Consider the following 23,694-nt stretch of genomic DNA (forward strand, 5'->3'; position numbering starts at 1 on the left):
AAACGAAAGTGAAATATTAATTTTCAGCACTTTAAATTCTGCGTAGTAAATATTTCCTCATTTTATTTGAATGGAACTTACGTCGAACTCACGTTATTATAACACAAATTGAACCTATAAAAATCAACTTGCCATAATCAACACGGTTCTTCATTTATAATGTGCGTTTTTTTTTGTTTCTTGGCGAGATATTTCACAGAATACTATCATGCAAGAACCGATTACTTTCTATCAGTCACAAAAAGCGAAGTTTGAAGCCGAACTCAAAGTTCAAAAGCGAAAACTAAATCAATCAAGTGTGGTACGTTTGATTGTTTTTTTAAGTATTGCTTTCGCGATTTACCTCTTTTTTGGACAATGGAATTATGTGATTATTTCGTCCGTTATAGGAATAGGAATCTTTCTATATTTAGTATTTCGTCATGCCGATTTAGTAAGTCAAAAAAACAAGCTAGAAGCGTTAATTCAATGCAATCAAATTGAAATAGATGTCATTAATGGCGATCTTTCCAAATTGCCAACAGGCGAAGAATTCTTAAACGCAGCACATGAATATAGTTATGATATTGATCTCTTTGGGAATGCTTCCTTCTTTCAATACCTAAACAGAGCCACCACACGCGAAGGAAAAAATGAACTTGCTGATTTACTTGCGAGTAATAAAATTGAGAACATTTCCTCACGACAAGAAGCCATTAAAGAGCTAGCTCAAAAAGGAGATTGGCGACAACACTTTTCGGCAATTGCACTCTTAATAAAAGTAGAAACAAGTTCCAAAAGTATCATAAATTGGTTAGGTGAATACAAAAGTTTCATTCCGAAAGCAATTCGATATCTCCCGATGATTTTTTCTGCACTTTCCATAGCGGTTATTACGTTGGTGTACCTAGAAATCATTCCGTTTCTATATGCAATACTATGGATTGGACTTGGCTTAGGAATCACAGGTAAATTTCTAAAAAGTATCAATCAACTATCAAACAATACTAACAAAGCAAAAGATACTTTTCAGCAATACGGCCATCTTTTAAACCGTATTGAAGCAACGACATTTACATCAAAACTATTACAAGAAAAACAGCAAAACATTCACAGCGAAGTTCAAAAAGCATCTACGTTAGTTCGAGAATTTTCAAAACGAATAGATGCGCTAGACAATCGAAATAATATCTTAGTTGGAATCTTCTTAAATGGACTTTTATTGTGGGATATTTCAAAATCGTATCAAATAGAAATATGGATTGGAAAACACAGCAAAAAAGTTGCACAATGGTTTGAAGTCGTTACATTTTTTGATGCGTACAACAGTTTAGGAAACTTTGCGTTCAATCATCCACAATTTGTCTATCCAACAATTACGGAGCAAGGAAATCAAGTATTAGACGCCAAAAAATTAGGACATCCATTATTGCGAACCAACAACAGAATCGACAACGATTTCAACATTGGAAACGCTGAGTTTTTCATTATTACTGGCGCAAACATGGCGGGAAAAAGTACATTTCTACGAACAGTTTCACTCAGTATCGTAATGGCGAACACAGGTTTGCCAATCTGTGCAACAACAGCGAATTATTCGCCTATAAAACTCATTACAAGCATGCGTACGACCGATTCGTTAGCTGAAGGCGCATCGTATTTCTTTTCGGAATTGCAACGCTTAAAAATGATTGTAGACCGAATCAAAGATGATACGTATTTTATCATTCTAGATGAAATATTAAAAGGAACCAATAGTCACGACAAAGCGATGGGTTCTAAAAAAATTGTGCAAAAATTGGCGTCACAAAATGCTGCAGGAATCATTGCAACACACGATTTAAGTTTGTGCGAACTCGAAAAAGACATTTCGCAAGTCAAAAACTATTTCTTCGATGCTGAAATTATCAACGATGAATTATTTTTCGGGTATCTACTCAAAAAAGGAATCTGTTCCAACATGAATGCTTCGTTCTTACTGAAGAAGATGGAAATAGTGGAGTAGACTTATTAGACTAACTTAGATTTCTAGATTCAAGAGTTAAGACTGTTTTGGATAAACTACGTCATTGCGAACGATAGTGAAGCAATCTGTTTCTCGATGAGCAGATTGCCACGAACTTCTACAAGTTCTCGCAAAGTCGCATCAAAAATAATTCGTGCATTCGTGGCAAAAACTGAAACGTTGAGGTTTTTCAATTTCAAAGCTGTTCTCGATACAAAATTCTTCCAGAATTTCACTCGAATTGACGTATGGTTTTACGAATTCCATTTCGTCAGTTCGAGTGTTTTATTGTAATGAAATGAAAATAAAATGTATCGAGAACAACTTCAAAATCTAATAACTTCAAGTTTTTTTTCATCAAAACTGTAATAAAAACAAATCGTTTGTACTAAAAGGGAAATACAAAATCAAAAACGATGAAAACTACACTATCTATTCTTTTAGTCCTTTTTGCTTTCGCGAATGTTCTCGGGCAAGAAATCAAAAAAACACCAGCTTTTGAAGTCACTGTTCACGGAAAAGGCGACACGATGTTCTTAATTCCAGGCTTGTCATGTTCCGGAAATGTTTGGAACGAAACGGTTGCGAAATACAAAGACAATTATCAAATTCATGTCATTACGTTGGCAGGTTTTGGTGGCGTGAAACCAATTGCTTCAGAGAACATTCTACAAGAAGTGAAAACAGCACTAATAACATACATCCAACAACATAAAACTAAAAACAGCATTTTAATTGGTCACAGCATTGGCGGATTTACAAGTTTACTAATCGGAATTGACGATCAAAAACTCGTATCAAAAATCATCATTGTAGACAGTTTGCCGTTTTTGGCGGGCGCGTCCAATCCTTCGATGACTGAAGAAATCGTGAAATCAACCTACGGAATGTTGAAAGAAATGTACATGCCAATGGATAGTATCACCTTGCGGAATACGCTCAAACAATCGCTTGGCGGAATGATGCGCAACAAAGCACAACTTGATTTCGTCTTAAACGACGCAGCAAAATCCGATCGAAGAACACTTGGATTTACCATGTTTGAAATGATGAGTACAGACATTCGCAATACAATTCAAAATATAAAAACACCAACTTTAGTGTTGACCAATTGGAACGAACCTATTCCACAATTTCCTAACTTTACACGCGCCGAAAAGATGAAGATGTGCCAAGAACAATATAAAAATTGCACTTCGTGTACGGTAAAAATTGTTGACAAAGCGGAACATTTCATCATGCTCGATAATCCAACAGAATTTTACAAAGAAGTTTCAACCTTTATCAAAACGAACTAATATAAGATGCGAGAAGATTATTTTCAAGAAATCATCACACATCACAAAGACAAAATCTATCGGATTTGCTTTGCATATCTCTATGAAAAAGAGTTGGTGGACGATTTGTATCAAGAAGTATTGATCAACGTTTGGAATGGATTGAAAAATTTCAAAGGGAATTCAAAATTGACAACTTGGTTGTACAGAGTTACTTTAAACACCACAATTACCTTCAATCGAACTACAAAAAAGCATTTGTCACTTTTTAATGATGAATTGCCCGATACGTTTGAGTCAGCCATTGACACCGAACGACAATCACAAGAAAACCGTGTAAACAAACTCATGCAATGTGTCAATAAGCTCAAAAAAGACGAACGATTGATCATCAGTTTGGTTTTAGAAGAATTGAGCTATCAAGAAATTGCAGACATCATCGGAATTGAAGCCAATAATGTAGGTGTTCGAATTAACAGAATTAAAAAACGACTTTTAAAAATATATAATAATGAATGATTTTAACGACTTACAAAACGATTGGAAGTCAGTTTCATCCAATGAATTACAACGGAAAGCACAAAGCGATTCGTTGTTTGGGAAACTTAAAAAACTCCAACTAAAAATTGTCTTTGGAAACCTATTGATGAGCATTTCATTTGCAATTGTATTTGCCGTATTTATTTGGTTGTGGAACGAAAATCCACTCAAAGGACGTTCGGATAATTTCTACTTAGGACTCACGTTTATGTTCATCTTATTGAGTGTAACGCTAGCCATGATGTGGTATCGAGTATTGTTTTGGCGTACGCCGAATGACATTTCGGAAAACATGAAAGCATTCGCAACAAAAATGCTGAAGAAACTCCACTATTTCAAATGGATTACTAACTTTTTTATGCCAGTCTATTTAGTATTATTGGCTGTTGGAATGACGATTTATTTTCAAGATGTATTGCGTGAAGCAAGTTTACAATTCAAACTGATTGCGTATGGAATGACGTATGCTTGGTTATTAATTGTTGGGTTTATCATCGTTCGAAAAAAACAACGAAAAAATAACAAAGACGTAGATCCAATTATTGAAAATTTGGAAGAAGTTTTAGCGAATTTCAAGTAGCATATAGATTTGTCATTCCTACGAAGGCAGGAATCTACTTGTCGAGTAGCAGGTTGCCGCGAACTTTCACAAGTTCTCGATACTATTTTCTATCGAAAATCACTCGACCTGACGAAATGGAATAACACACGTCAGTTCGGAGTGTTTTATCGGAATAAAATGAAGATAAAATGTATCGAGAACAATAAAATTATATCATAAAAAATCCGCTAACAACTTTTGCTAGCGGACTTTTTGTAGGATTACATCTTAAGCTTATTGACAAGCGCCATTACACGATATAATACATGATTGATCGCGGGTTTTATCTGGGCAATTGTCTGTTGGACAACCACCTTTTATAGCGTTAATTTTAAATGTGGAAATACACTTTTTGTTTAATGTGAGTGTTCTTACTTCTTGCTTTTTCATGATATAAGTTTTTGGTTATCAAGGTAATATTAGTGAAATACATTCAGAAGTCGCTACGGTATCACCGTAATAAATAGGTTATCAACAATTGAAAAAGAAATAGTTATCAGGATATGAATAATAACCAACGCTAAAATAGATTTTAAAAACAAACGATGATTGTTTGACAATGCAAATTATTCGAAGTGCAATAGTGTGCTTCGTTTGTTTCGCAAGGCGATCCGAAAGATCGATACCAAATACCTCCTTGAATGTTTTTTAAATCAAGGTTAGAGACAGAATTCTTGTTTAGTTTTAAAGATTTTAAATTTACTTTTTTCATGATATAAGATTTTGGTTATCAATATAATATTAGTGAAATATGCGCAGACGCAGATACGGTATCACCGTAATAAGTTGATTATTACTTTATAGCTTCCGTAGATTTTCGTTGAAAAAAGGTATTTTTAACAATCAGTAACTAAGAATCAAATGATACAACAAACTTCCAAACTGCCCAATGTAGGCACGACAATTTTTACCGTGATGAGTCAATTAGCAGCGAAGGAAAACGCGCTCAATTTGGCACAAGGATTTCCAAACTTTCCTTCGGATCCAAAACTCATTGAAATGGTGCAGCAAGCATTGCGCGAAAACTACAATCAATATGCGCCCATGCCAGGCGCGCTTATTTTACGGGAAGCAATTGCTGAAAAAATGGAATTGTTATATCAACGAACCTACAATCCGGAAACGGAAATTACAGTAACCGCAGGTGCTACTCAAGCTATTTTTACGATCATAAGTGCGTTTGTGCGCCCAAATGATGAAGTGATCATATTTACGCCCGCGTATGATTGTTATGCGCCTGCAGTAGAAGTACATGGCGGAAAAGTAGTGCCAATTCAACTCAAAGGAACTTCATTTTCCGTAGATTGGAATGAAGTCCGAAGCAAAATTACAACAAAAACCAAATTGATGATTATCAATACGCCGCACAATCCAAGTGGAACGGTTTTGTCAAGAGCTGACATGTTGGAGTTGTCCTCAATTCTGGAAAATACAAACATCATTTTACTCAGTGATGAAGTTTACGAACACATCATTTTTGATGACGCACAACATCAAAGTGTAGCGTTGTATCCAAAACTAGCCGAACGTGCGTTTATCACGGCTTCGTTTGGGAAAACATTTCACAATACAGGTTGGAAAATGGGCTATTGTGTAGCGCCAAAAGCATTGATGGACGAATTTAAAAAAGTACATCAATTCAATGTATTTTCAGTAAACCATCCGATGCAAATTGGAATTGGAAGGTATTTGAAAAACCCTGAGAATTATCTGGAACTTCCGGCATTTTTTCAGCGAAAGCGAGATTATTTTCTTAATGCAATTAAAGATTCACGTTTTACGTGGAAACCATCACAAGGAACCTATTTTCAGGTATTATCTTATAAAAATATTACTGACGAATTAGATACAGAATTTGCCAAGCGACTCACACGCGAGCACAAAATTGCGTCCATTCCGCTTTCTGTGTTCAACACATATAAAGAAGATCATAAATTGTTGCGTTTCTGCTTTGCTAAAACGGAAGAAACCTTAGCGCAAGCTGCAGAAATTTTGAATAAAATTTAGATTATTTTCGTTCTCGTATAGAGATCATTTCAATTAAAAAAAACAAAGTTAAATTATACATAACGGATTCTTTTTCCGCAGTGTAGCAGACATTTTCCGTTAATAATTTTTGAAGCCTTGGAGAAAATTTAGGAAAATGATTGCGGTTTTAGCTTTCCGAGAGAGAAAGCTAAAAACACCTCTGGAAAAAGCGCACTTTCTTTTGTTTCTTTTCTTTGTGCGAGCAAAGTAAAAGAAAATACAATATAAATAATTAACTATTTAGTCTAAATATTTCAACAGTAAGTTTTAGTGTAATTATGCTAAATATACTTTTAAAGAATCAGGGTATATTTAAAAACAAAAAAAGCCCTTGCAAAACAAGAGCTTTTAACCTAAATAATCCTTTCATTAGTGTGCCCAACACGATGTTTGATACAGCGAACGTTGGTTGCAATTTGTTTGGCTTCCGCCACCTTGCACTTTAGAAACTTTTCCATTGTCTAATGTAGCAACAGAAGCTTTTACTAATTTTAATGATTTTAACTTTTGAGTTTTCATGAGTATATTTTTTAAAAATTATGAATTAGTAAATTTTAGTGAGCGTGACAAGAAGTAGCGCATACTGAATACACAATACTTCCACAATCTGTCCAAGGATTAGTTCCGCCACCAACAATTTTTTGTCCTGTTTGTGTATCTAAATTTGCAACTGAAGCTTTTACTAATTTTAACGATTTTATTTTTTGAGTTTTCATGGTTTAAAAATTTATAGTTAATTAATAAGATTCTAATTTGATTAATGTACTACACAAGAAGTGATACAGATAGTTGTAAATGATCTTCCGCCACCTTTAATTTCATGTTTTTGTTTAGAATCTAAACTTGCGATTGATTCTTTTACTAATTTTAACGATTTTATTTTTTGAGTTTTCATGGTTTTAAAATTTTATAGTTAATAATAAGGTTATAGATCGATTAATGTACTACACATGAAGTGATACAGATAGTTCTGAATGAACGTCCACCACCATTAATAGTATGTAGTTTTTTAGGATTCAAATCAGCGATTGAAGCTTTTACTAATTTTAATGATTTTATTTTTTGAGTTTTCATAATTGAAATAAATTTGGGTTGATAAATACTTGTTTAAAAGATTAACGTGTACGACAAGAAGTAATACATCTAGAGTTGGACATTGGATCATTATTTGTTCCACCAACAATTTCATTTTGATTTTTCTCGTTTAAAATAGCTACTGAGTTTTTAACTAGTTTCAACTTTTGAATGCTTTTAATTTTCATGGTTTAAAGTTTTTGAGTTATTAAATAATTCACTTCATACTATAGGTTGCAAAAGTTGCCTAAGATTTCGTGAATTTTGTTATTTAAAAGTAGGATGGAAATTTGACCTCACAAAAGGTTGTCTCCGCAAGAAGCGCAAAAATTAAATGAATTGAGGCGGTAAGAAGAAAATTGAAACTGTAAAGTTTGGCGCAAAAAAAAACCGGAAGCTAAACTTCCGATTCTTACATGTGAATTATTAGGTAATATTATTAATAGCAAACTATATCTGCACAATGCGAAACCATTGCGGAATCATCAAATAGTGTCGAATTACCACGAGTACCACCTTTTACTAGCATTGCAGTTGTTTGGTTAATTTGAGCGATCGTTGCTTTTTTAAGCTTCATTTTTTGTGAATGCTTTACTTTCATAAATAAGGTTTTTTGTTAGATTATAAATTGAAAGATAGCTTATTCAAAACCTAAAACATATAAAAATGAATTACATACACCTCAAATTATTTAATTTGAGGCATTATTTTCTGATGTATTCTCAAGGTTCTTAATATAATAGGATGGATAGAGTTTTGTATAGGCTTTAAAGTATTTTGTAAACGAATTTGTACTCTTATATCCAATTTCTTCTGCAATATGCTTCACGGAATAGTTGCGAAACTTAGAGTCTTCTTTGAGACGTTTTAAGACATATTGAATCCGTAAATCATTTAAATAGTCATAAAATTTTTTGTGCTTGTATTTGGTTATAATTTTTGATAAATAATTCGTGTTCGTTTTTACTTTTTTAGCTAAACTTTGCAAGGTGCAATTGCTATTGAGGAAAAATAATGATTCTTCTAGTTTATCTAAACGCTCTAAAATAGCTTCTACTTTTTTGTCTCCAATCGTAAAATTGGGTTTTGATGGTACTACTTTTTTAGTGTTTACTTTAGCAACTAATTGCTCAAAAATAATTTTATTCTGTTTTTTCGCTTTCAAAAATTTGAATAAGAAATATGCGCATAAACTCAGCGCAAATATGCTAAAGAGAATTACATAAATAAGTCTGTTTTGTAATTTTGACGTCAATGATGAAAGTGAATTATTTTCTTTTCGTGCGGTTTCATACAATTCCTTAATCACGGCAATATCTTGATTTTCATTTGCATCTCTTAATTCTAAATATTTAGAAGTATATTCCAAATACAAATCACGTTTATCTTTAAGTTCAAAGGCTTTAGAAAGTGTAAGATACGTGCCTAATAATTCTGGAGGATTAAATTTTATGCTTTGTTCGCTATTTTTTTTAGCAACAATTTTTTCTACATTTTTTAAAAAAGAAATTGCATCATCATACTTTTCTAACTCAAAATATGACTTGCCTATATAATAGTATATTTCAGTAAGTCGTTTTTGATTATTGAGTCCTTTGGTAATCTTTTCAGCTTTAGTTAAATACTCAATTGCAATATCAAAATTACCTTTTATGAAATGCGCTATACCAATATCGATATAAAAATAACTTACACCTTCCATATCATTTGACGCAAGGCTTTTTTGGAGCCCTACTTCTGAGTATTTAAGTGTAGAATCGGGTTGCTGCAAACGTAAATAAGTACCGCCAACTCCCATATACGCATTGATAAGAATCATTTTATTCTGAAAGTCATATTGTTCAGCTAAGTGTGCATTATTTTTATATATAGAAAGTGCTTCTTCATAAAAACCCATACGCCTTTTTATCTTCGCAATATTGGCTTGTGCTGCAATTTCAAATTGAATATCTTTGAGTTGTTTTGCAATATCTAACGCATTCAAATAATTTGCCAATGCTTCTTTATTATCTCCAAGATATACAATAGCGTTTCCTTTGGCGAGATGTACTTCAGCTAAAAATAGTTGATTTTTTAGGGCTTTGGCAGTTGTAATTGCTGAATCGCAATACTGAATAGCTTCTTCGTAATTTCCTTCAATATTTGCAATTTTACAACATTGCGCATAAGCGTTAAAAAGTTGAATACTATCCTGTTCTTTTTTACTTTTCGTGACTAGAATTCGAGCATATTTTTTTGAAAGTTCAGGATTGGAATATTTATGTTGAATGATAAAATCAAAAATCTCTTGATTAGAAGAGTTTTCGGGGACTTCTTGTGCTAACACATTGATTTGAAATGCTAAAAGCAACAAGCATGCTAAAAATCTGGGAAGTGACAATTTCATAAAATCGGTTTGTAAAATCTGGGCTTCAGCAACCATTATTAAAGTGTTTGGAAACTATGGTAGATTATTTTCATTCAAATTCTTAAAAAAGAAAAAGAAACACTTTACCGCTAAAATTACTAATAATTCACACAAGAATCCCGCTTTCAATTCTTTTTTTAAAATAGTGTCTGCATTTCAATAGCTAAATACAGAAAGCAGTGCCAAATCTCATAACGAGAAGCACTGCTTTTAAAACCAACCTAACTTTTAAATATGTATTATTTCATTTTTGCGAGCATCGTTTTTGCATTCGTATCCTTTGGGTCTAATGCTAATACTTTTGAGTAATTTTCAGTTGCCTTTTCGTAATTTTTCATTACAAAATAGGCTTCTCCCAAACTGTCATAGCCGTTTTTATCGTCTGGAAATAATTTGGTGTTCATGGTAAAAACCGCAATGGCTTTTGAGGTCGCTTTCGCGCGAAGCAACACATAACCATAGGTATTGAGCTCTTTCAAACTTTTTGAGAATGGTTTTAATTTTGAAGCTACTTTTTCAACGTTTTCAGTAATGTATGTTTCCCCTTTTTTCTGAAATAAATTGTCTAATTCCGTTACAATTTGATAGTTATGCTCATACGATTTTCCACGACAAATTCTCAACAGATCAGCTTCCAAACTTTCCGCAGGATGTTCTACAATACGCCCAACTTCTTTGCCTTTTTTGTTGTACACAATAAATGTGGGTACACGATGAATATTCATGCCTTTTTCTTCACCATTAGGACCTTGTTTGTACTGTTCACGTCCATTATTGAGTCCCACAACACGAAGTTTGCTTTCAGGGAAATTGGCAGCTTCTAGTACTTTGTAAAACCTTGGTACTTCTTTTTTGCTATCGCCACACCAAGTTCCCATAAATACGGTAATGGTATATTTTTTTAGTTTTCGCTTCAGTTTTTTTACAATTGTTTCGTCAGGTGTATACGCTTCATGATTTTTTGTAAACCATGAATTAAAAGTGTTCGACGTAAAACCTTCTTTGGTAATTTCGCCTAGCATTTTTTCGCGTCCTTTGGCGTCTTTTGTAACCTGATTTACTTCTTGCGAAAGCAAACATTGACATAGTAAAAGCGTGAAAATTGTGATAAAAAGCCTGTTCATTTTTGATTGATTTTGAATTGATGTTTCAAAAATCATTCAACTAAAAACAACAAACTAAAAAAATGTATAGCATGCAATAATGACTTTACGAAATGCATTTCTCAAAAAGAAGCATTTCTTTCGGGCGAAATTGAAGTTTGTACAGCAAAACACGTATTTTATCCACTTATATTTGATGAATTCTCTCTTTCTTAGTACTTTGATTGCTTGTAAAAATCCCAACATGAACTTTTTTAGCTATAAAATTTCTAAAATACTGATTCACCTTTTGTTTTGGACATTGTTCATTGTGGTTTCGCTATTTTACTTTTCAGACTTCTATTGGGCAGAAAATCCATTTTTGCAATACTTATCCATTTTGGTTGTGATTGTGTATGCGAATGATTTTATCTTATTGCCGTTTTTTGAAAAGAGAAAATGGTATACATTATACATTCTTATCATTGCGTTGATTAGTTTCTTGGCAACTCAATTGTATTGTAATGTATTTGCAGAATGCGGTTGTAGTGTTGCCAGATGCTTGTCAGATTATGTCTGGCAAACAATTGTTCCAATTATCTTTTTCTCGTTTATTTGGATGTTATTTCGGTATTTAGAGAAGAAAGATGAAGTAGAAGTCATTCAGCGAAAACATGTGGAAATGGAATTGAAATTTTTAAAATCGCAGATCAATCCGCATGTATTATTCAATAATTTAAACACAATTTATTCCTATTCTTTAGAAAAACCAGCGCAAGTTCCAGAGTTGATTTTAATGTTGTCCAATAATTTAAAACACGTATTGTATGAAAGCAATGCGACCTTTGTTTCGTTGGAAAAAGAAATTGCGTTTATTGACAATTATATTGCGTTTCAAGAAATTCGGACAGAAGGCATTAAAACGATTCAGTATACAAAAGAAATCTTGCGTTTTGATTATACGATTGCGCCACTTTTATTAATTACCATTATTGAAAATGCGTTTAAACACAGCACAATTGACACACATATTGATGTTAAAATCACGCTTACTAATGGTGTGTTGGAGTGTATCTGTACAAATGTATTTGATGCGACAAAAGAGACGGCAGAAGACAAAATAGGCTTGCAAAACTTGAAAAAACGCTTAGATTTGATTTATAAAGATAACTACGAATTGAATATAGAAGCAAAAGAAAAATACGGTGTCACATTGAAATTAAACTTAACTCGAAACAGCTAAACAATATGCAATGTATCATTATTGAAGATGAAATTCCGGCGCAGCGCATTCTAAAAAGTTACATTGCGAAAGTATCGCATTTGGAATTGGTGGGAACGTTTAATGCTGCTTTGAAAGCGTATGATATTTTATATGCGGAAGACATCGATTTGATCTTTTTAGACATCAATCTGCCAGATATTTCGGGTTTAAGTTTTCTGCGAACGCTCAAAAATCCGCCAACAATTATCATGACAACGGCGTATCCTGATTATGCAGTGGAAAGTTTTGAATTTGAGACGATTATCGATTATTTGGTGAAGCCATTTTCGTTGGAGCGTTTCCTAAAGGCAATTCAGAAAACACAACGCAATCAACCCAGAGTTATTTCTGCGGAAGCGCCAAAAACAGTTTCGGAAACCTTGTTTTTAAACGTTGACAAAACCTTTCATAAAATTCAATTTCAAGATATTTTTTATGTCGAATCGGAACGAAATTATTTGACATTAGTGAGCAAACTGCAAAAATTATCTTTCATTGGAGCCTTGCGCACATGGAAAGAGAAATTGCCTGAAAATCAATTCATCCAAATTCACAAATCGTTTGTCATTAACAAAGATCATGTTGATAAAATAACGGGAAACGAAGTGTATATTCACGACAAGCGCATTCCGATTGGACGAACTTTCAAAGCAAAACTTTTTGAAGTGTTAGATATTAATGGGAAATAAACTTAAATTTACAATAAGCGAGTAATTCTCGATACAAATTTGCTTCGCAAATTCACTCGAATTGACGTTTTTCACATACCAACATACCAACATACCAACATACCAACATACCAACATACCAACATACCAACATACCAAATGCAAAACGAAACACTAAAAATAGCCTTAGTACAAACCAATCTTATTTGGGAACATCCTGCGCAAAATCGCATCCAATTGGGCGAAAAAATCAACGCAATTACTGAAACTGTAGATATAATTGTGTTGCCAGAAATGTTTACGTCTGGTTTTACCATGAAACCTGAAATTGTCGCAGAAACGATGAACGGCGAAACCATGACGTGGATAAAAGCATTGGCAAAAGCTAAAAATGCTGCGATTACAGGAAGTTTGGTAATTGTTGAAAATGGAAAGTATTACAATCGGTTGGTATTTGTATTTCCTTCTGGAAACGTGGAAACCTACGACAAACGACATACATTTACCTTAGCTGGCGAGCACGAAGTCTATACGGCTGGAACTTCAAAGAATATCATTAATTATAAAGGCTGGAATATTTGTCCGTTAGTTTGTTACGATTTACGCTTTCCGGTTTGGGCGCGAAATGTTGAAAACTATGACGTTTTGTTGTATGTGGCAAATTGGCCAAAACCACGAATTAGTGCATGGGACGCGTTGTTAAAAGCACGCGCGATTGAAAATATGAGTTATTGTATTGGCGTGAATAGAGTAGGACTCGATGCAAATTCGCATGAATATCCAGGACATTGCGCCGCGTATGATGTGTTGGGCGAGCAACTAACGAACATAGAACCCAATCGTGAAGCAACGGAAATTGTGACATTTACAAAATCACATATTGAAACCTATCGGAATAAGTTGAAATTTTTAGATGATAAGGATGCCTTTACTTTAAATTCTTAAGAATCAAATCTTCATTAACGTCCCAATTGGCTCTAATTTCCACTTTTTTAGGGAAGTATTTTACGTCTTCAGGTTGAATGTTTCTCAGGAAATTTCCAGTGTCCCATTTCCCGTTTTTATTTGTGTCAAAAATAACGCGGAAATATACGTTTTGCGGATCAATGAACGGAAAATTATAGCTTGATTTTGCTTCTGTAACATATTCTTCAACAATCAATTCTAGCTTTTCATTGACAACTTGTATGATGATAGGAAACTCAGTACCATCATACGTTAAGCTAATATTTCCATACGCTTTATCTTCTTTGGTAACCAATGTGTACTTTAATGTGTCATTGACTTCTCCATAAAAATCGGTGATGGTTTTTGGCAACATGGTAATGTCATAACGTTGGTTTTCTTTTTTCTCAAAGAAAAGATCCAGACTGTTAGTTGTTTCATCAAATTTAGAAGTGAATTCTATAGGAATTGAATCTTTATTTTGAATAGAAATTATTTTATCATTCACCGCAACAATTGGTGTGTTTGCAGCTACTTTAAAATCCTTATTTGGTGGAATACTTCCTTTGTAATTTGCAGTAAGCTTCATCGAATCACGTTCCAATTCTTTCAATTTTACCGTAAAATCTTTGTTGTAGGTACCTTTAGAAACCGTAAATAGTAACGAATCTGTTTCGGGTTTTAAGTTTTCAAACCAATAGCGAAGTGTGTCTTTTTCAGGATCGCGTGTTGTTTTGTAACGAAAATTATCTGCAACTTCAGAATTGACCGTAATTTTCATGCTATCAATTGGACCTTCATATCCAAACGCAATCATTGTTTTAGAAATTTGCGCTGGACGCGTTGCTTTAAAAGCCGGAATTTCCTTGAATAATTTAATTGTATACAATGAATCAGTTGGCACTGTAACTTCTTGCTCAACATATCCTATTTTATCTATGAGCGGATTAAAAACGTAATTACTTGAAACATCTTTCAATGCAATCATTTTATACGTTCCTGCGCGTAAATTTTCTAGTTTAAAATTGGTGATACTATCAAGTGTGTTTGTAATATAGGTTGGTGTTTTTTTATACACAGTTGAATCGGTATACGTATAATCAATCTCATACAGCATGACCGAAACAAACTTTTCGGGACTTCTATTGAAGGCATCTTCAATTGTTCCGCCAACTTCTAGCGAATCAATATACGAGCCTGTTGAAAACACATATTTAAAATAATCGTACGGATTTCCTTCATTATTATCTACAATACTTTGTCCAAAATTGAACGAATACGTTGTGTTTGGTTGCAGCGTATCTAAAATTTGAATATCAATATACTTGCTTGCGCTTCCTTGTGGATAAATAATATATCCGCCTTCTTTAATCGGAGGCGAAATAATCAATTGCTTTTGAATATCTTTTACCTTAATGTATTCATTAAAGTAAATACGAATTCGTTTTTCGTCAAAATTAGTGCTGAATTCTTCCGGTTGCGCTTTTACCATTTTTGGTGGTGTCTTATCAGGATCGCCGCCAGAAGGAAAGCCACGCTTGGCACAATTGACCAAGGACAAAAGTAAAAGTATAACTATGGAGAAAAATATAAAACGTTGTTTCATTAACTAGTCTAAAATAATGTGATACAAATAAACTAATTATTTTTGGTACTAACGTAGATTTTAACTTGCTATTGACATTGTAGCAATGCTAATTTTAATATTTGGTATTTTTTTGAGTGCATTCGCGCAAGCTTCTAATGTTGCGCCAGTTGTAATGACATCATCTACTAATAAAATATGTTGTCCTTCTAATTTTTGCAGATCAGTTACTTCAAACGAATGTTGTGTAGTGAGCCAACGTGCTGCACGTTTCTTAAATGCTTGTGTTTTGGTGTTTGTCACTTTGACAAGAATGTCTTCTAGATATTCTATTTCTAGATGATGTGCCAATTGTTGACCAAAAGTTGTTACTTGATTGTAACCACGTTTTCGGAATCGTTTTTTATGCAACGGAACCGGAATGATGTGTGTAATGTTGCGATACGAAATTTCCTTTTTTAACTCGTGACCAAGGAAATTCCCTAGTATAGTTCCAATTTCTTGTCTTCCTTTGTATTTTAATTGATGTAGTAACTGTTGTACCATTCCATTTTTCTTGTAGTGCAACAAAGCTGTTGCGTTTTCTATCGGAACGCGTCCATAAAAAGTATTCAGTACAGGATTTTGATGATGCTTGTGAAATGAGGTAAAAGGTAAATTGTGGCGACATTTTGTGCAAATATGCTGTTCTTGATGCATTAATTTAGCAGAACAACCCAAGCAAATCTCAGGAAAAAAGGAAGAAAGAATATTATTTAATATATTAGCCAACTGTAAACGTTAAAATTTTTAACACATTAGCAATAAAAGTACTACTTTTTTATGAGTGGAGTAACAAAAGAGACGATACAAAAAATATTATTGATTGCACTTGCTGCAATGACGGTATCTATGGTGTTCATTTCTGTGTTCAATTACAAAGACAACCAACAAAAGAGCGATTATTTAGAAAAAGAAAAAATATTGGTTCAAGAAGAATTGACCGAAATTATTAAAAGTTACGATCATTTAATTAAGCAAAATACTGCAAATACTGAAGAATTGCTTACTGAAAAAAACAAAGCTAAAGAACTTCTCAATAAAATACGCCATACAGTTTTAGATTACGAAACCATTATACAGTATAGAAGACAATTGCTTGTTTTGCGAAAAAATAATCTTCGGTTGCAGCGCAAACTTAACATTGGCATGTCTGCGGATGGATTAAATCTTGCGTATTAGCGAATACATTAAATCTTCATTTTTGAAAAAGTAAAGAATAGCACAAAAAAAGGGAGTAGTTTATGAATATTTTCTTTACTTCGCGTCAGATTCAAAAATTCATCACCAAGTACTAAAATCTCCTCAATTGGATAGATTAAAATTTTTTAGAGAAGCGATACGCGATATTAAAACTTCGGGAACAATTTTCCCAAGTTCACGATTTCTAACCCGAAGAATTGTAAAAAATATTGACTTTGCTAATGTGAAAGTAATTGTAGAGTTTGGTCCAGGAAATGGAATCATTACCAAAGAGATTTTAAAAAGAATCCAACCACACACAAAATTGATTGCAATTGAAATTAACGACAAGTTTTTTCAATCTTTAGAAAAAATTAAGCATTCGCAATTAATTATAGAAAAAGTTTCGGCAGAAGAAATTACTCCGATACTGAAAAAACATGGTTTTGACAAAACAGATTGCATCATTTCAAGTTTACCATTAACCAACATTCCTACTGAAATAAGCGATAAAATATTAGCCAATGCCTACGAAGCAATGTTTGATGGGAGTTTATATGTACAATACCAATACAGTCTTACCTATTACAAAAAGTTGAAAGAAGTTTTCAACGATAACGTAAAGTTATCGTTTGAAGCATTCAACATTCCACCAGCTTTTGTGTACATCGCGCAAAAATAGCTTGTAGCTAATCTACAAACGTTTTATATTTGCGCCATGGCAAAACAAGACGATCAATTTAAGAAGGTAGTATCGCACGCAAAAGAATACGGATATATATTTCAATCAAGTGAAATTTATGACGGTTTAAGTGCTGTATACGATTATGCTCAAAATGGAGCAGAGTTAAAGAAAAATATACGCAACTATTGGTGGAAAGCAATGGTGCAAATGAACGAAAACATTGTAGGGATTGATGCTGCAATATTGATGCATCCAACTACTTGGAAAGCCTCTGGCCACGTTGATGCGTTTAATGATCCTTTAATTGATAATAAAGATTCCAAAAAAAGATATCGCGCGGATGTTTTAGTAGAAGATTATTGTGCTAAAATTGAAGGAAAAATAGAGAAAGAAGTCAAAAAAGCAGCAAAACGTTTTGGCGATGCGTTCAACAAAGAAGAATTTCTATCTACAAACGGACGTGTTGTTGGCTATCAAGAAAAAATAAATACAATTCTTTCACGTTTAGGGAAATCGTTGGAAAACGAAGATTTAGCAGATGTAAAAGCATTGATAGAAGAGTTGGAAATTGTAGATCCAATATCTGGTTCTAAAAACTGGACAGAAGTGAAGCAATTCAACTTAATGTTTGGTACAAAGTTAGGCGCTTCCGCAGATTCGGCAATGGATTTATATTTGCGACCAGAAACGGCACAAGGGATTTTTGTAAATTTCTTGAACGTACAAAAAACAGGTCGTATGAAGATTCCTTTCGGAATTGCACAAACAGGAAAAGCATTCCGTAATGAAATTGTTGCGCGTCAGTTTATCTTTAGACAACGCGAATTTGAACAAATGGAAATGCAATTCTTCGTAAAACCTGGAACGCAAAAAGAATGGTACGAGCAATGGAAAGAAAACCGCATGAAGTGGCATTTATCATTAGGAATGGGTACGGATAATTACCGTTTTCACGATCATGAAAAATTAGCACATTATGCAGATGCTGCTACAGATATTGAATTCAAATTTCCATTTGGTTTCAAAGAATTGGAAGGAATTCATTCGCGTACAGATTTTGATTTAAAAGCACACGAAAAATTTTCTGGAAAGAAATTACAATACTTCGACCATGAAGCTAAAGAAAGCTATGTGCCGTATGTAGTAGAAACTTCTATTGGACTAGATCGTATGTTTTTAGCAATCTTCTCTAACTCATTAGTAGATGAAACATTGGAAGATGGTTCAGAACGAACAGTTTTACGTTTGCCAGCGGTTTTAGCACCCACAAAAGCGGCGGTTTTACCATTGGTAAAGAAAGATGGTTTGCCAGAAATTGCACGTAAAATCATTGACGATTTAAAGTTTGATTTCAATGTAATTTATGATGAAAAAGATGCGGTTGGACGACGTTACAGAAGACAAGATGCTGCCGGAACACCTTTCTGTATTACGGTTGATCATGATACCTTAGAAGATAATATGGTGACCATTCGCCATAGAGATACGATGGAACAACAACGTGTAAAAATTGAAGATGTACGTGAGATCATTATGAAAGAAGTTGATATGCGTGCTTGGTTGATGAAAATGTAAATTCACACACGTAGTAACTATATAAAAAGCTGTTTAAATGTTTTAAACAGCTTTTTTATTTGCAATTATTTTAATGATAATATCATTTGTTTTTTATCATTTTATAAATTGAATATCAGATAGTTAAATTATTTTTAAGCTATATAAATCGTCCTTTTTGTTTAAAAATTTAATTTAAAAAAACAAATACATCGTTCATATTTGTACTGAAAGTGCTTATCTTCAAAAAATAGCAAAGCATACACAATCAATCAACTAAAGTATGGAAAAACCTAACGAAAGTATTCAAGAACTTCTGATACGACTCGAAGTATTGTCTAAAAAGCAAGATCAATTTGCTGAAGAGATTAATGATTTACGCTTTCGAATTGAAACATTAAGAGCTTCAAGATGGTCAGCTATTGCAAAAGAATCTTCAGAAAAAGAACAACCTGTAAAGGAAAATTCAATAAAAGTTCCTGAAGTTACTGCAATAGCTCCTCAAGAAGTCATTAAGCCCGAAGTTTTTCAACCGAAAGTTGAAGTAGAAACACCGAGGCACAATTTTAATAATATACCTAAATCTCCTCCTGAAAAATCCGATTTGGAGAAATTTATTGGAGAAAATCTATTGAATAAAATAGGAATCATCATTACTGTAATTGGTGTTTCTATTGGTGTAAAATATTCCATAGAAAACGAATTGATTAGTCCGCTCATGCGTATTATTTTAGGATATCTAAGTGGAATTGCACTTTTAGGTTTTGGAATCAAACTAAAAAAGAAATACGAAAATTACAGTGCAGTTTTAGTGAGTGGCGCTATCGCAATTATGTACTTTATTACATACGCAGCACATAGTTTTTATGGGCTAATTCCGCAAATACCAGCTTTTATTTTAATGGTCATTTTTACCGTGTTTGGAGTCGTCACGGCAATTCATTACAATAGGCAAGTTATTGCGCATATTGGTTTAGTTGGCGCGTATGCTGTTCCCTTTTTATTGAGTAGCAACTCAGGAAATGCAGCAGTATTATTTTCGTATATGACGATTATTAATATTGGAATTTTAGTTATTTCCTATAAAAAATACTGGAAAGGATTGTACGGTTCTTCCTTTGGTTTTACTTGGTTAATTTACTTTTCATGGTATTTTTCGGACTATACTACTGATCGATATTTTGGATTGGCATTATTATTTCTTTCCATCTTCTTTATCATATTTTACACGATCTTTTTGGCATACAAAGTTATTAAGAAGGAAGCGTATAGCGGAATTGATATTGTACTGCTTTTCCTCAACACATTTTTCTTTTATACTTTAGGATATTTCATATTGGACAGGCATGATATTGGAGAACAGTTTCTAGGTCTTTTTACACTTATAAATGCGTTGTTACATTGTGTTGTAGCTGTGCTCTTATCTAGGCAAAAAGAGATAGACAAAAACTTATTTTACTTAATAGTTGGATTAGCGATTGCGTTTATAACCATTGCTATTCCAGTAGAACTTGACGGAAATTGGGTAACGATTTTATGGGTTTTTCAAGCTGCTATATTATTCTGGATTGGACGCACAAAAAATCATGCGATTTACGAAAAACTATCCTATCCATTAATGTTATTAGCCTTTTTAAGCATTATACAAGATTGGTCAGTACTCTATGTTACACAATATGATTATTACAGTGAAACGAGCATCACACCAATACTAAATACGAATTTTTTAGGTTCCATACTATTTATAGCGGCGTTTGCATACATTACACGATTGTATTTCAAAAAAGAATATTCATCACCGTTGAAACTTTCTGAAACCGTCACACAAATGCTGTCATTTGTAATTCCAGGAATCTTCTTATTCAGCATATATTACGCGTTTAGAATAGAAATAGAAAGTTATTGGAATCAATTACATATTAGTTCAGGAACTAGAAATGAAGGATTTGGAGTTGCAACTAGCGTTCAAAATTTAAGCTATAATCTATTAAAATTCAAAACAATTTGGGTGATCAATTATACATTACTTTTCTTATCTGTACTATCATTTGTAAATATTAAGAAGATTAAAAATGAACTATTAGGATATATAAGTCTTGGTTTAAATGGAGTCGCAATTATACTATTTTTAACGCAAGGATTGTACGCGTTAAGCAGACTTAGCGATTCGTATATGCGAGAAGTAATTGGAAAATATGAAGAAGTTGGACTATTTGCCATTGGAATTCGATATGTTTCATACTTTTTTATCATCCTTTTATTAGTGATTTGTTATCGATACATTCGTGAAAAATTTATAAAAAGAGATCTCAAAATTATTTTTGATTGTGTACTGCATTTTACAATCTTATGTATTCTGAGTAGTGAATTGATTCATTGGTTTAGCATGGCATCAAATGCTGCATCAGACAAACTAGGATTAAGCATCTTATGGGGAAGTTACGCGCTATTCACGATCGTTTTAGGAATTTGGAAAAAGAAAAAATACTTACGAATCGGAGCCATGGCACTTTTCGGAATCACACTCGTCAAACTATTTTTATATGATATAGCACACTTGACTACCATTGCAAAAACGATTGTATTTGTATCGTTAGGAGTATTGTTATTGATAATCTCATTCCTATATAACAAGTATAAAAGTAAGATCTTCGATGAAGTTTAACACAAGAATATAATCTTACACATAATAGACAGCTCTAAAAAAAGGAATGCATTTGGCATTGCTTTTTCTTGTTTTTGACTGAATTAGCTTGAAAATTAGCTGACAGTTTTTTCAATCAAAATGAAAAATATTCAGAAAAAACATCAAAAATATAAAGCTTAAGGCTTCTAAACCATACTTATTTGTAAGTAAATAACTTCAAAAACTAGTTTTTTTACTCAATTTTCTTCTAAAAAAACGCAAAGCGTATCGCCAACAATCTAATTTTTTAAAATAAGTACTATACATCGTCAAAACGTCAGTCTTTACAGGGTAATTTAAAGAATAAGACTACATGATATTTATAAATATCATGATTGTTATTTGTAAATAGCGAAACTAAGTATTTGAAAATGTGGTATTTAGCTTGTTAATTAGCATTGTCATTTAGTTGCAACATTTATGATAAGGGGATTTACTGAAAACCCTTTTTTAAAACAGAGTAAGTAAATAGTATAACCATTAAAACCTTTCAATTATGAAAAGAATTAAAATGTATTTAGGAATGCTCATGGTAGCGGCCCTAACAATTACGAGCTGTCAGACAGATAGCGTAAGTGAAACCCCAGAAGAGCAAACTAGTTTTGAAGCGACAAAGCGTACTGCTCAAGAAAATGTAACCACGGTAACACACAATTACAATTACAATGGAGAACGTTTCAGTGTAAGTTATGCCTTAGACAATGATTCTGGAGAAGTATTAAGTATGTCAGGAGATACAAGTCGTGCCCAAAGTCTTGTCTCTGATGATAACGAGCCACAGGCTGTATTATTCTCAAATCTTCAAGATCGTGGAGACGGAACGGATCTTTCTGCAGATGCAATTGCACCTAGCAATGTAGAAATTGATGTGATGTTATTTGATACCGTAGAGGAAATGGAAGCAGTTGTAGAGCGTAGCGCAGGAAGTGCAATTCCAAATGATGAAGGTACAGCTTTAGCAACTGGAGCTGAAGGACCATGTATTAGTTTCAGTGGTTCTGGAACAGGAAATTTCTACTACTATAAGCATGCGTATTACAATACCGAAATGACAGGTTTACGTAGAACAAGTCGTCGTTACTTCTGGAATCATTGGGTAGGTTCTTCATACAACGATCAAATGTCTTCATTAATTGTAACAAAACCTTATAATAGAAGAGCATATACAATACTATACGAACACTCTTGTTTCAATGGTAGAGCTATTGGATTCTATCAAGGAACTGGAGCTTGGGGATTTGGAGTAGCAAACCTAAAGTGGTATAGACTGAGATGGTGGAGAAGCTGGAATGATCAAGTATCTTCAATCAGAGGATATGCTTGGTAATAGCCTTTCATAACTCATTTTTTCAAAAAATTAAAGCCTATTGTATCAACTACAATAGGCTTTATAATATTTTTATAATACGATTAGTTCAATACTTTAGAATCTATATCCTAATGAAATTCCACCTCTAAAGGTAAATTCGGGAGAATTATCATCCAATCCAATGTTTCTTCCACCACCAAGTGAAATTTCTAACATAAATCCTCTTCTGTTGACCCACTTTTTACCAATTGCAAGTCCAAGTGCTGCATCAAAATAGTCAATATCTTCTCTTGTATTGTCAAAAATCACAAAATCTTCTCCAGAAGCAAACTTCGAAAACACTTCTACGAAAAGTCCTTTTGCTCCGTAATCTTCTTTATTAAAAAAGTAAAATCTGAAAAATGGTGTAAATGCGAATTTTTCATAATAACCGCCATCATCCGTATCTCTAAAATTCACAAAAAGAGATGCTCCATAGCCAATAGAAGAATCGTTCACACGTTCATAACTCAAATCAATGGCAGAGAAAAATGCTGCATCAAACACATCTAAGCGAATTTCGTTTTGACGATTACCAACTCCATATTGATCATCTTGTGAATCTGTATCTTGTGCATACGATTGAAATCCTAGTAAAAGGAAAAGCGCAAATAACGCTGAGGTAAAATTGTTTTTCATAATAAGTAATGGTTTTGTTGTTGTATGTTGCTTTGTTTAACAATAACTATACCACACTTAGATTCACAAACTTTAAAAAGGTTGCGTGGCTATTTATAATAATTAT

27 protein-coding genes are annotated in these 23,694 nt (G+C 33.2%); 13 read left to right on the forward strand and 14 right to left on the reverse strand.

Annotated features, from left to right (window positions below; all coding sequences use genetic code 11):
- Positions 1–208: 208 nt before the first annotated feature.
- Complete coding sequence (locus H2O64_RS07155) at positions 209–1,984, forward strand: MutS-related protein (RefSeq protein WP_187561482.1); 1,776 nt, start codon at positions 209–211, stop codon at positions 1,982–1,984.
- A 56-nt stretch (positions 1,985–2,040) separates the two neighbouring features.
- Here the strand turns inward: H2O64_RS07155 and H2O64_RS07160 are convergent, their stop codons facing one another.
- Complete coding sequence (locus tag H2O64_RS07160) at positions 2,041–2,178, reverse strand: hypothetical protein (protein ID WP_187561483.1); 138 nt, start codon at positions 2,176–2,178, stop codon at positions 2,041–2,043.
- A 222-nt stretch (positions 2,179–2,400) separates the two neighbouring features.
- Here H2O64_RS07160 and H2O64_RS07165 point away from each other — a divergent pair, with 222 nt between their 5' ends.
- From H2O64_RS07165 to H2O64_RS07175, 3 genes are read left to right on the forward strand one after another with little or no spacing between them, the layout of a single operon-like run.
- On the forward strand, positions 2,401–3,282 hold the full coding sequence (locus H2O64_RS07165) for an alpha/beta fold hydrolase (protein ID WP_187561484.1): 882 nt from the start codon (positions 2,401–2,403) through the stop codon (positions 3,280–3,282).
- Between the two features lie 6 nt (positions 3,283–3,288).
- On the forward strand, positions 3,289–3,780 hold the full coding sequence (locus tag H2O64_RS07170) for an RNA polymerase sigma factor (RefSeq protein WP_187561485.1): 492 nt from the start codon (positions 3,289–3,291) through the stop codon (positions 3,778–3,780).
- Positions 3,773–4,381, forward strand: coding sequence for a hypothetical protein (locus H2O64_RS07175; RefSeq protein ID WP_187561486.1), 609 nt, complete (start codon positions 3,773–3,775; stop codon positions 4,379–4,381). Before H2O64_RS07170 ends, H2O64_RS07175 begins: the two co-directional genes overlap by 8 nt.
- 255 nt (positions 4,382–4,636) lie before the next feature.
- Here H2O64_RS07175 and H2O64_RS07180 read toward each other — a convergent pair whose 3' ends face one another.
- Entirely contained in the window at positions 4,637–4,792 is a 156-nt protein-coding gene (locus H2O64_RS07180; RefSeq protein WP_187561487.1) for a hypothetical protein, read from the reverse strand.
- Between the two features lie 142 nt (positions 4,793–4,934).
- Positions 4,935–5,114 carry a hypothetical protein gene (locus H2O64_RS07185; protein WP_187561488.1) on the reverse strand — a complete coding sequence of 60 codons (180 nt, stop codon included), beginning with the start codon at positions 5,112–5,114 and terminating at the stop codon, positions 4,935–4,937.
- Positions 5,115–5,266: 152 nt separating this feature from the next.
- Between H2O64_RS07185 and H2O64_RS07190 the strand changes: the two genes are divergently transcribed.
- Positions 5,267–6,409 (forward strand): methionine aminotransferase, encoded by a 1,143-nt coding sequence (locus H2O64_RS07190; RefSeq protein ID WP_187561546.1) that lies wholly within the window; start codon positions 5,267–5,269, stop codon positions 6,407–6,409.
- A 390-nt stretch (positions 6,410–6,799) separates the two neighbouring features.
- On the opposite strand, the gene H2O64_RS07195 is transcribed toward H2O64_RS07190, so the two are convergent.
- The 8 genes from H2O64_RS07195 to H2O64_RS07230 form a co-directional block, all read right to left on the reverse strand.
- Entirely contained in the window at positions 6,800–6,949 is a 150-nt protein-coding gene (locus H2O64_RS07195; protein WP_187561489.1) for a hypothetical protein, read from the reverse strand.
- Between the two features lie 35 nt (positions 6,950–6,984).
- Positions 6,985–7,146: a hypothetical protein gene (locus tag H2O64_RS07200; protein WP_187561490.1), complete on the reverse strand. Its 162-nt coding sequence runs from the start codon at positions 7,144–7,146 to the stop codon at positions 6,985–6,987.
- Positions 7,147–7,187: 41 nt separating this feature from the next.
- Complete coding sequence (locus H2O64_RS07205; RefSeq protein ID WP_187561491.1) at positions 7,188–7,325, reverse strand: class I lanthipeptide; 138 nt, start codon at positions 7,323–7,325, stop codon at positions 7,188–7,190.
- Between the two features lie 41 nt (positions 7,326–7,366).
- Complete coding sequence (locus H2O64_RS07210; RefSeq protein ID WP_187561492.1) at positions 7,367–7,504, reverse strand: hypothetical protein; 138 nt, start codon at positions 7,502–7,504, stop codon at positions 7,367–7,369.
- A gap of 41 nt (positions 7,505–7,545) precedes the next feature.
- Positions 7,546–7,692 (reverse strand): hypothetical protein, encoded by a 147-nt coding sequence (locus H2O64_RS07215; RefSeq protein ID WP_187561493.1) that lies wholly within the window; start codon positions 7,690–7,692, stop codon positions 7,546–7,548.
- A 251-nt stretch (positions 7,693–7,943) separates the two neighbouring features.
- Positions 7,944–8,105 (reverse strand): hypothetical protein, encoded by a 162-nt coding sequence (locus H2O64_RS07220; protein ID WP_187561494.1) that lies wholly within the window; start codon positions 8,103–8,105, stop codon positions 7,944–7,946.
- Positions 8,106–8,195: 90 nt separating this feature from the next.
- A complete protein-coding gene (locus H2O64_RS07225) occupies positions 8,196–9,890 on the reverse strand; it encodes a helix-turn-helix domain-containing protein (protein WP_187561495.1) in 1,695 nt (564 codons plus the stop codon).
- A 260-nt stretch (positions 9,891–10,150) separates the two neighbouring features.
- Positions 10,151–11,035 carry a thioredoxin family protein gene (locus tag H2O64_RS07230; protein WP_187561496.1) on the reverse strand — a complete coding sequence of 295 codons (885 nt, stop codon included), beginning with the start codon at positions 11,033–11,035 and terminating at the stop codon, positions 10,151–10,153.
- 223 nt (positions 11,036–11,258) lie between these two features.
- On the opposite strand from H2O64_RS07230, the gene H2O64_RS07235 reads away from it, so the two are divergent.
- From H2O64_RS07235 to H2O64_RS07245, 3 genes are all read left to right on the forward strand, one after another.
- Positions 11,259–12,236: a sensor histidine kinase gene (locus tag H2O64_RS07235; RefSeq protein ID WP_187561497.1), complete on the forward strand. Its 978-nt coding sequence runs from the start codon at positions 11,259–11,261 to the stop codon at positions 12,234–12,236.
- A gap of 5 nt (positions 12,237–12,241) precedes the next feature.
- Positions 12,242–12,946, forward strand: coding sequence for a LytR/AlgR family response regulator transcription factor (locus tag H2O64_RS07240; RefSeq protein ID WP_187561498.1), 705 nt, complete (start codon positions 12,242–12,244; stop codon positions 12,944–12,946).
- A gap of 138 nt (positions 12,947–13,084) precedes the next feature.
- Entirely contained in the window at positions 13,085–13,870 is a 786-nt protein-coding gene (locus H2O64_RS07245; protein WP_187561547.1) for an amidohydrolase, read from the forward strand.
- Here the strand turns inward: H2O64_RS07245 and H2O64_RS07250 are convergent.
- The gene (locus H2O64_RS07250; protein WP_187561499.1) at positions 13,854–15,476 is read right to left on the reverse strand and encodes an Ig-like domain-containing protein; all 1,623 of its coding nucleotides are present in this window, start codon (positions 15,474–15,476) and stop codon (positions 13,854–13,856) included. The two genes, H2O64_RS07245 and H2O64_RS07250, sit on opposite strands and share 17 nt — an antisense overlap.
- 60 nt (positions 15,477–15,536) lie before the next feature.
- Complete coding sequence (locus tag H2O64_RS07255) at positions 15,537–16,226, reverse strand: ComF family protein (protein ID WP_317173820.1); 690 nt, start codon at positions 16,224–16,226, stop codon at positions 15,537–15,539.
- A gap of 51 nt (positions 16,227–16,277) precedes the next feature.
- On the opposite strand from H2O64_RS07255, the gene H2O64_RS07260 reads away from it, so the two are divergent.
- The 5 genes from H2O64_RS07260 (at position 16,278) to H2O64_RS07280 (ending at position 22,928) form a co-directional block, all read left to right on the forward strand.
- Positions 16,278–16,676, forward strand: a complete 399-nt coding sequence (locus H2O64_RS07260) for a hypothetical protein (protein WP_187561500.1) — start codon at positions 16,278–16,280, stop codon at positions 16,674–16,676.
- Positions 16,677–16,803: 127 nt separating this feature from the next.
- Complete coding sequence (locus tag H2O64_RS07265; protein WP_187561501.1) at positions 16,804–17,358, forward strand: class I SAM-dependent methyltransferase; 555 nt, start codon at positions 16,804–16,806, stop codon at positions 17,356–17,358.
- 36 nt (positions 17,359–17,394) lie between these two features.
- The gene (locus H2O64_RS07270) at positions 17,395–18,936 is read left to right on the forward strand and encodes a glycine--tRNA ligase (RefSeq protein WP_187561502.1); all 1,542 of its coding nucleotides are present in this window, start codon (positions 17,395–17,397) and stop codon (positions 18,934–18,936) included.
- A gap of 262 nt (positions 18,937–19,198) precedes the next feature.
- Entirely contained in the window at positions 19,199–21,580 is a 2,382-nt protein-coding gene (locus H2O64_RS07275) for a DUF2339 domain-containing protein (RefSeq protein WP_187561503.1), read from the forward strand.
- A 517-nt stretch (positions 21,581–22,097) separates the two neighbouring features.
- Positions 22,098–22,928, forward strand: coding sequence for a hypothetical protein (locus H2O64_RS07280; RefSeq protein ID WP_187561504.1), 831 nt, complete (start codon positions 22,098–22,100; stop codon positions 22,926–22,928).
- A gap of 96 nt (positions 22,929–23,024) precedes the next feature.
- Here H2O64_RS07280 and H2O64_RS07285 read toward each other — a convergent pair whose 3' ends face one another.
- Complete coding sequence (locus tag H2O64_RS07285; RefSeq protein WP_187561505.1) at positions 23,025–23,588, reverse strand: hypothetical protein; 564 nt, start codon at positions 23,586–23,588, stop codon at positions 23,025–23,027.
- Between the last annotated feature and the right edge of the window lie 106 nt (positions 23,589–23,694).

The sequence above is a fragment of the Kordia aestuariivivens genome (genome assembly GCF_014397005.1).
Classification (GTDB): Bacteria; Bacteroidota; Bacteroidia; order Flavobacteriales; family Flavobacteriaceae; genus Kordia; species Kordia aestuariivivens.